The organism is Collinsella sp. TF07-1 (genome assembly GCF_003437235.1).
GTDB lineage: Bacteria > Actinomycetota > Coriobacteriia > Coriobacteriales > Coriobacteriaceae > Collinsella.
Map to the genome: position 1 here is coordinate 1 of NZ_QSRV01000038.1, position 8424 is coordinate 8424.

The 8424-nt window shown below is 59.7% G+C and carries 6 protein-coding genes; all 6 read right to left on the minus strand.

The features are described from left to right. Positions 1–324 precede the first annotated feature (324 nt). Positions 325–1266, minus strand: a complete 942-nt coding sequence (xerD, locus tag DXC67_RS09825; RefSeq protein ID WP_199410729.1) for a site-specific tyrosine recombinase XerD — start codon at positions 1264–1266, stop codon at positions 325–327. 2 nt (positions 1267–1268) lie between these two features. Then, positions 1269–2930: a CTP synthase gene (locus tag DXC67_RS09830; protein ID WP_006234274.1), complete on the minus strand. Its 1662-nt coding sequence runs from the start codon at positions 2928–2930 to the stop codon at positions 1269–1271. Positions 2931–3108: 178 nt separating this feature from the next. After that, a complete protein-coding gene (locus DXC67_RS09835; RefSeq protein ID WP_117638232.1) occupies positions 3109–3447 on the minus strand; it encodes a hypothetical protein in 339 nt (112 codons plus the stop codon). Between the two features lie 249 nt (positions 3448–3696). Continuing rightward, positions 3697–5178: a DUF1846 domain-containing protein gene (locus tag DXC67_RS09840; protein ID WP_117638233.1), complete on the minus strand. Its 1482-nt coding sequence runs from the start codon at positions 5176–5178 to the stop codon at positions 3697–3699. Between the two features lie 475 nt (positions 5179–5653). Continuing rightward, positions 5654–7141, minus strand: a complete 1488-nt coding sequence (locus DXC67_RS09845) for a YfcC family protein (RefSeq protein ID WP_369831371.1) — start codon at positions 7139–7141, stop codon at positions 5654–5656. Between the two features lie 138 nt (positions 7142–7279). After that, positions 7280–8275, minus strand: a complete 996-nt coding sequence (gene argF, locus DXC67_RS09850; protein ID WP_117584234.1) for an ornithine carbamoyltransferase — start codon at positions 8273–8275, stop codon at positions 7280–7282. Positions 8276–8424: the final 149 nt, after the last annotated feature.

Here is an 8424-nt window from a genome sequence, read left to right on the forward strand (position 1 = left end):
ACCCCCAATATGTTGTAAAACACCCCCGAGCATATGTTCGAAAACACAATATGTTGTGTTTGCAGCAAAGGCGGGATGCCACCTGTAGAACCACGCCCGCGAACCTCAACCTTCAAGTTGACCTTGAGGCGATTTTTACGTCCCTTTACACGCTGTTCACATCGCCCCCAAACTCCCCCACCCACGGTACACACGGCCCACCGCCGCGTCGGTGTCTAGCGAAAAATGGGACGAGCCCCAGATTGCCCCTGCGCGCAAAAGTGCGTCTCAGCAATCTGGGGCCCGGCCCCTTTAGTATTTATAAATATGCAGGTCAGCGAGGTGCTAGCGATGTGCTAGCGGATGCGCCGCCAGATAGACCTCGGTCAGTTGCGTTCGGTCGACATGCGTGTAGACCTGCGTGGTCGAAATATCGGCATGGCCCAAAATCTCCTGCAGCACACGCAGGTCGGCACCGCCCGCGAGCATGTGGGTGGCAAAGGAGTGGCGCAAGGTATGGGGATGGAGCCCCACCAGCCCCACCTGACGCCCATACCGCTCGCATATCGCATGCACGGCCTGGCGCGACAGGCGACGTCCGTTCTTATTTAAAAAGACCGCCGAGGTCTCGGTTCCGCGGGCATGAGCCGCCAAGCGAGAACGTCCCTCAGTTACATAGAGCGTCAGAGCTCGCGCCGCGCTTCCCACCAGTGGGGACAGGCGTTCCTTTGAGCCCTTACCGCGAACGAGTACAAAGCCATCGTCAATATGGATATCGCCCACATCGAGCCCAACCAGCTCACTCACACGCAAACCGCATCCGTAGAGCACTTCCAAGATGGCATGGTCGCGCAGTCCCATCTCGCCCTCGGGAAAGTCTTGATCGAGCAGTGCCGAGACATCCTCCACCGATAGATACTCCGGCAAACGCTCAGCCTTTTTAGGCAGGCGCAACGCCGCCGTCGGGTTTTGGGCCACGGCCCCATCGCGCACCAAAAAGGCATGCAAGCCCTTCACGGCAGCAAGCGCGCGCTCCACCGAGGCGTCGGAATAGCCCCCATCGCGACGGTCGGCGACAAAGCCCTCCACGATCTGACGGGTCACCTCTTCAACAGACACAATACCCGCCCGCTCCAGATAGGCGCAGTACGTCGTCAGGTCACGACGATAGGCCGCAATCGTGTTGCGCGCCAAGCCCCGCTCGACCGCGAGGTAATCGAGATACTCCCCCGCCGCCACGGCGAGCGACGAGGGAGTAGCTTCGGTATGTTCCTTATTCGCCGGCACCCTTAGTCCGTAGCGAGGTTCATGGGCGTCACCTGCAGACGGTCGACACCCTCGTGCTGGCCAATCGAAGCGCGCACGAACTCGCGGAACAGCGGCTGTGGGTTGGTCGGGCGGCTCTTGAACTCGGGATGAGCCTGGGTTGCCACATACCACGGATGAACGTCGCGCGGCAGCTCGACCATCTCGACCAGGCGCTCGTCGGGCGACAGACCCGAGATAACCAAACCGGCGTCCTCGAGCTGGTCACGGAAAGCGTTGTTGAACTCAAAGCGGTGACGGTGACGCTCGTAGACGAGTTCCTCGCCATATGCCTCGCGAGCAAGGGTATCGGCGGCGAGCTTGCACGGATAGGCGCCCAGGCGCATGGTGCCGCCCTTCTCGGTCACGTCCTCCTGCGAGCTCATCAGATCGATGACGCTATACGGACCGTCCGGATCAAACTCGGAGGAGCTGGCACCGGCAAGGCCAACGACATTGCGGGCGAACTCGCACACGGCGACCTGCATACCCAGGCAAATGCCCAGATACGGTATCTTGTGCTCACGGGCAAACTCGGCCGCGAGGATCTTGCCCTCCAGGGCGCGCTTGCCAAAGCCGCCGGGGACCAGGATGCCCGAGGCGTCGCCCAGAACCTCGGAGACATTCTGCTCGTCGAGGCTCTCGCCGTCGACCAGCTGGACGTCCACATGGCGATCGTAGAAGACGCCCGCATGGTGCAGGGCCTCGATAACCGACAGGTACGCATCGGGCAGCTGCGTGTACTTACCCACGACGGCAATCTTAACCTTATCGGCGTGATGATTGGCATGGTTCTGCTTACGCAGGAACTCATTCCACTCGCTCATGTCGCGCTCACGCGGGTCCAGGCCCAGGCGCTCGCAAATACGCAGGTCAAAGTCCTGCTCGGCAAGCAGCTGCGGAACATCGTAAATACTCGCGCAGTCCTCGTTGGTAAAGACGCAATCGGTGTCGACGTCGCAGAAGCTTGCGATCTTTCCGCGGATAGCGTCATCGATATGGTGGTCGGAGCGCAACACGATAATATCAGGCTGGATGCCAAAGCTGCGGAGCTCCTTGACGGAATGCTGCGTGGGCTTGGTCTTGACCTCGTGGGCGGCGGCGATATAGGGAACGAGCGACACGTGGATGTAGCAGACGTTCTCGGGGCCGGCCTCCTTGCGGTACTGACGAATGGCCTCGACAAACGGTTGGGACTCGATGTCGCCGATCGTGCCGCCCAGCTCGGTGATGACTACATCGGAGCCGGTCTGCTCTTCGATGCGGCGGAACTTATCCTTAATGGCATTGGTGACGTGAGGAATCACCTGCACGGTACCGCCCAAAAAGTCGCCGCGACGCTCGCGGGCGATTAGGCTTTTGTAGATGGCACCGGTCGTAAAGTTGGAATCGCGGGTCAGGTTCTCATCAATAAAGCGCTCGTAATGACCCAGGTCCAGGTCGGACTCGTAACCATCCTCGGTTACAAAGACCTCACCATGCTGGAACGGGCTCATGGTACCGGGGTCGACGTTCAGATACGGGTCGGCCTTCTGCATCGTTACTTTGTAGCCACGCGACTTGAGCAGACGGCCCAGCGAGGCCGCGGTGATACCCTTGCCCAGGGACGAAACCACGCCACCGGTTACGAACACATGCTTGGTCATATTGAGTTACCTGCGCTTCCCGTAGAAGTTGTTTATCCACATCTTACGGGTCTTCATTGTAATACTCGCGCCGCGGACCGTCCGCAATTTTTCTCGCGTGCGATTGCATTTCTCAATCTTGAAACAAAACGCCGTCCGGTTGCCCAGGCGGCGTCGTTTCCACTATGGATGCGCGCTGTTATCGATCGGCGAATTCGTCCTTGATTAAGTCCTGCGCGAGCATACCGGCACGGATGCCCTCTAGATACCACTCGCCACGCTCCGTGAGACAAATACCATTTGCGAGCTGGCCGCCGTCGTCGCTGTAGCGCGAAACGACCTCAATGATGTCTTCGGATTCCAGGCGTTCAATTGCCGCGCGGGCGCGATACGGGGACACCCCCACACGCTCGGCAAGCGTCTTGCGCGAAAAGCCATAAAATCCGCCGTTGTCTTCGGATTGCTGAGCGATCTCCATCAGCACCTGCACCTCGACACGCTTCATATCGTTGACACTCGCACGACCCTTGCCCGCCATAGCAGCCTCCTCAAACCGAGCACGGGCATCACTTGCACCGTGCGCGACCGGCACACCCCATGATGGCCGGCAACATCCATCATGCGGCATCCCCGCAAAAGGATGAAACAATTAGGGTTATTGTATACCGTCCAAATCGCTTATAGGCAGGTAAACGGGCTAATTTTAGGTTAAACGGTAGCTTTGTTGATAAAAGGGGCGCACCGAATGCATGCCCGATGCGCCCCTTTCGGACCAATTTATCCAGGCTTAGCGGTGGAAGAAACCACGGCGCTCGAACTTGGGCTCGCAGCACACGTTGATGCCCAGTTTGCGCAACACCGTCTCGTCCGTCGGCGAGATGATCACGCTAAAGAAGGCATCGCAGCCGCGCAGCTGCTCCAGGCCCGAAAGGACGCGGGCCGCCGTCTCGCTCGTTGCCGAGGTAATCGAGAGCGCCATAAGCGTCTCGTCGGTGTGCAGGCGCGGGTTCTTGCTACCCAGGAAATGCGTCTTGAGCTTGCTGATGGGCTCGATCGCCTCATCGCTAATGACCTCGAGCTCAAGGTCAACGCCCGAGACATGCTTAAGCGCGTTCATGATGAGCGAGCTCGCAGCGCCCAGGCGCGTGGAAGTCTTACCGGTCACCACGGAGCCGTCGGGCATGACCATGGCGCCTACGGGGCCACCCGTCAGCTGCTCCCTGGTAAGGGCGGCCGAGCGTGCCGGCGAGTAATTCTTGTCGATACCGGCCTTTTTCATAATGAGCTTGAGACGATCAACCTGTTCATCGCCCACGCCGGTGCGGCGCACGGCCTCGACCGCAGAAAAGTAGCGGCGGACGATCTCCATCTTGGAGGCATCGCGACAGGCATCGTCATCGGTGATGGCAAAGCCGACCATATTGACACCCATGTCGGTGGGGCTCTGGTAGGGACTCTCCCCCAGAATCTTTTCCATCAGGGCACGGACCACCGGGAAAGCCTCGACGTCACGGTTGTAGTTGACCGTGGTCTTGTTGTAGGCCTCCAAGTGGAAGGAGTCGATGATATTGGCATCGTCGAGGTCGGCCGTGGCGGCCTCATAGGCGATGTTGACCGGATGCGTGAGGGGCAGATTCCAGACCGGGAACGTCTCGAACTTGGCGTAGCCGGCAGCGGTGCCGTGTTTGTGCTCGTGATAGAGCTGAGACAGGCAGGTGGCGAGTTTGCCCGAGCCAGGGCCGGGCGCCGTCACGACGACGAGCGGACGGGTGGTCTCGACAAACTCGTTCTTGCCATAGCCGTCGTCGGACACGATCAGGTCGACGTCATGCGGATAGCCCTCGATGGGATAGTGCAGCTTGGCGGGAATGCCGAGCGCGTTCAGGCGATTACGGAACACATCGGCGGCGGGCTGGCCGGCGTACTGGGTGATAACCACGGCCGCGACAGCAAAACCGTTGCCGCGAAACAGGTCGACCAGGCGCAAAACGTCCTCGTCATAGGTAATGCCCAGGTCGCCACGGGCCTTATTCTTCTCGATGTGGTTCGCGTTGATCGCGATGATAACCTCGACATCGTCGGCGATGCTTTTGAGCATGCGGAACTTGCTGTCCGGCTCAAAACCCGGCAGCACGCGGCTGGCATGATAGTCATCGAACAGCTTGCCGCCAAACTCCAAATACAGCTTGCCGCCAAACTGCGAGATGCGCTCCTTAATATGAGCGGCCTGCAGCTCGATATACTTCGCGTTGTCGAAACCCTGGCGCATGTATGGCTCCCGTCCCGTTTCCATTTAATGTTCTAGGCGATTATAACGGAGCCTGCCCCTCGCAAGGGCCTGGCCACCAACAGGCACCAACCAAACACGCCACCACGCAACCGCAAGGAACCCGGGTGGTCTATTTGGGACGGCACCACCTTGCACCAACAATAGAAACGTCGCAGGAAGAGGCAAAGTCAGCGAAAGCCCGCCAGAGCGAGCAAGGTGACGTGAAAGAGGAGGGCATAGGCCTTTTGGCCATGCCCGACGATTGAACGTCAGATTGCCGCTCTGGCGGGCTTGCAGCGTCGAGTGGTTCCGGCGTTTGGTAAAACGCCGGAACACAAGAGCGCCCCCTCCCGTGCACGGAACGGGAGGGGGCTAAAGGTAGGAGTCTACCGGTGGGGTTACCCCACCGGACAGACGATGACCAGGTGATCCGTTATAGGATCGTCATGGTTTCCGTGGGGTACCCAAGGGGTACTTAGAGCATCACGCAAGCGACGGTCAGAATGACGGCGCAGACGACGGAGAGAGCGACGATGAGCTTAAGCGCAAACTTGAGCCAGGTCGTCCACTCGATCTTGGCCAGAGCAAGACCGCCCATGATGGCGCCGGAGGTCGGGGTGAACAGGTTCACGACACCGATGGCGGCGGAGAAGATCATGACCATGACCTCGGGCGAGAAACCGAGCTTGACAGCCAGCGGTCCCATGATGGGCATGGAGACGGTGGCCATGCCGGAGGTCGAGGGGATCAGGAAGGACAGGCCGAAGTAGACCAAGAAGCTCATGGGGGCGAAGATCACGCCGGACAGGCCGGACAGAGCATTGGCGGCAGCGTCGAGGACGTAGACGTCGAGGCCGGTGCTAGCCATGAGGACGGAGATACCACGGGCAAGAGCGATGACGAGGACAACGGACATCATGTCGGCAGCGCCGGTGATGAAGGTGTTGACGATCTGCTTCTCGGACAGGCCGCCGATGATACCGATCAGGACAGCCATGAGGAAGAACCAGGTGGAAGCCTCGTCGAAGTACCACTGGCCAATGGGCAGGCCGGTGATCAGGGCAGACCAGCCCTGAACGATGGCATTACCGTCGGCGTCATAGACAGCGCCAGCATCGAAGAAGTTGGCGACGCCCTCATTGAGGTCGGCCAGCGGGATGAAGCCGACGATCATGACGACGAAGGTGAAGGCAAAGGCGATCAGAACACCCTTCTGACGACCGGTGAGCTTGACCTCCTTGTGAACCTCGGAAGCAGCCTTGCCGTGAGCCTCTTCGGCGTCCTTGAGCTCCTGCATCGAAAGGATGGTGGAACCCTTGTCAGCCTTGACCTTCTTGGCATAGCTCATAACGAAGAGGATGGACATAACAGTGGTAACAATCCACAGGACGGCACCGAGGCCGATGATGATGGACTGGTTGACCTCAATGCCAACGCCAGTCAGAGCGTCAACGGCAGCACCGACGGCAAACGGGTTAACCGTGGAGCCGAGGCAGCCGCAGCCAGCGCCGAGCAGGACGGTAGCAGCGCCGACCATGGGGTCGAAGCCAGCAGCCATCATGGTGGCGGCGAGCAGGGCGTAGAAGGGAACGGTCTCCTCGCACATACCATAGGTGGTACCACCGAGAGAGAAGATGAGCATCAGCACGGGAATGAGCATGATTTCATTGCCCTTAAGCTTCTGCACCAGAACGGCAATGCCGTTGTCCAGGGCGCCGGTCTCGGTCATCATGCCGAGGAAGCCGCCGAGGATCATAACGAAGAGGCAGACGGGCAGAGCGTCAGCGAAGCCCTTGACCGGGGCGGTGCAGAAATCGCTCAAGCGGGCAGCGGTAACCGCGCCACCGGACGTACCAGAGACGATAACGGTAACAACCGCGACGATTGCCAGCAGAGCAAGAAGAATGGTGAACGATGAAGGCATACCGCGCTTTTTCTTAGCGGTCTCAGTCATAGTTCTCATCCCCCCTTCATAAATCAATTACTGATCTCGCCCGAAGCGGCTCTTCCGTGCCGTGCATGTCGCTCGATGCGAGATTTTTACCAGTCAAAAGCGCTCGGGGTGCGCAGCAATGCACCCCGAGCGAGATGCTAGATGCTCTTACTTGAGCGTAGCGTACATGACAGCCTTGATGGTGTGCATGCGGTTCTCGGCCTCGTCGAAGACCTTGGAAGCGGGGCTCTCGAAGACCTCGTCGGTGACCTCCTGCTCGGTGATGCCGAACTGCTCGCACTTCTCGGCGCCAATCGTGGTGTTGGTGTCGTGGAAGCTGGGCAGGCAGTGCAGGAAGATGGCACCCGGGTTGGCCATAGCCATGACCTCGGAGGTAACGCGATACGGGGTGAGCTGAGCGATGCGCTCGGCCCAGACCTCGTCGGGCTCGCCCATGGAGACCCAAACGTCGGTGTAGAGAACGTCGGCACCGGTGACGCCGTCCTTGACGTCGGTGGTCAGCTTGATGGTGCAGCCGTTGGCCTCGGCGATGGGCTTGCAGGCCTCGATGACGTCGTCAGCGGGCATGCACTCCTCGGGGCCGCAGGCCACGAAGTTCATGCCGAGCTTGGAGCAGACAACCATGAGGGAGCGAGCGACGTTGTTCTTGCAGTCGCCCATGAAGACGAGGGTCTTGCCCTTGATGTCGTAGTTGAAGTTCTCCTGGACGGTCAGGATGTCGGCGAGCATCTGGGTGGGGTGCCACTCAGTGGTCAGGCCGTTCCACACGGGTACGCCGGACTTAGCGGCGAGCTCCTCGACGTCGTCCTGGGCAAAGCCGCGGAACTCGATGCCGTCATACATGCGGCCGAGAACGCGAGCGGTGTCCTCGATGGACTCCTTCTTGCCCATCTGGGACGAACCGGGATCGAGGTAGGTAACGCCCATGCCCAGGTCCATGCCGCCGACCTCGAAGGCGCAGCGGGTACGAGTGGAGGTCTTCTGGAAGAGCAGGACGATGTTCTTGCCCTCGAGATAGCGGTGCGGAACGCCAGCACGCTTCATGTCCTTGAAGTTCTTGGAGAGCTTGAGCAGGTACTCAATCTCCTCGGTGGTGAGGTCGAGGAGCTTGAGGAAGCTACGGCCGGAGAGGTTAACACCCATGGTTCGTTTCCTTTCGAAAAAGTGAATTACTAAAAAGTGGTGCCCGTTTGACGGGCGAAACCGGTGCGGTTGTAGGGGGACCGCACCGGAACCGTTAAAACCTTAGAGGTCCTCGCGCCAGAAGGGCATGCTCATGCAGCGCGGGCCGC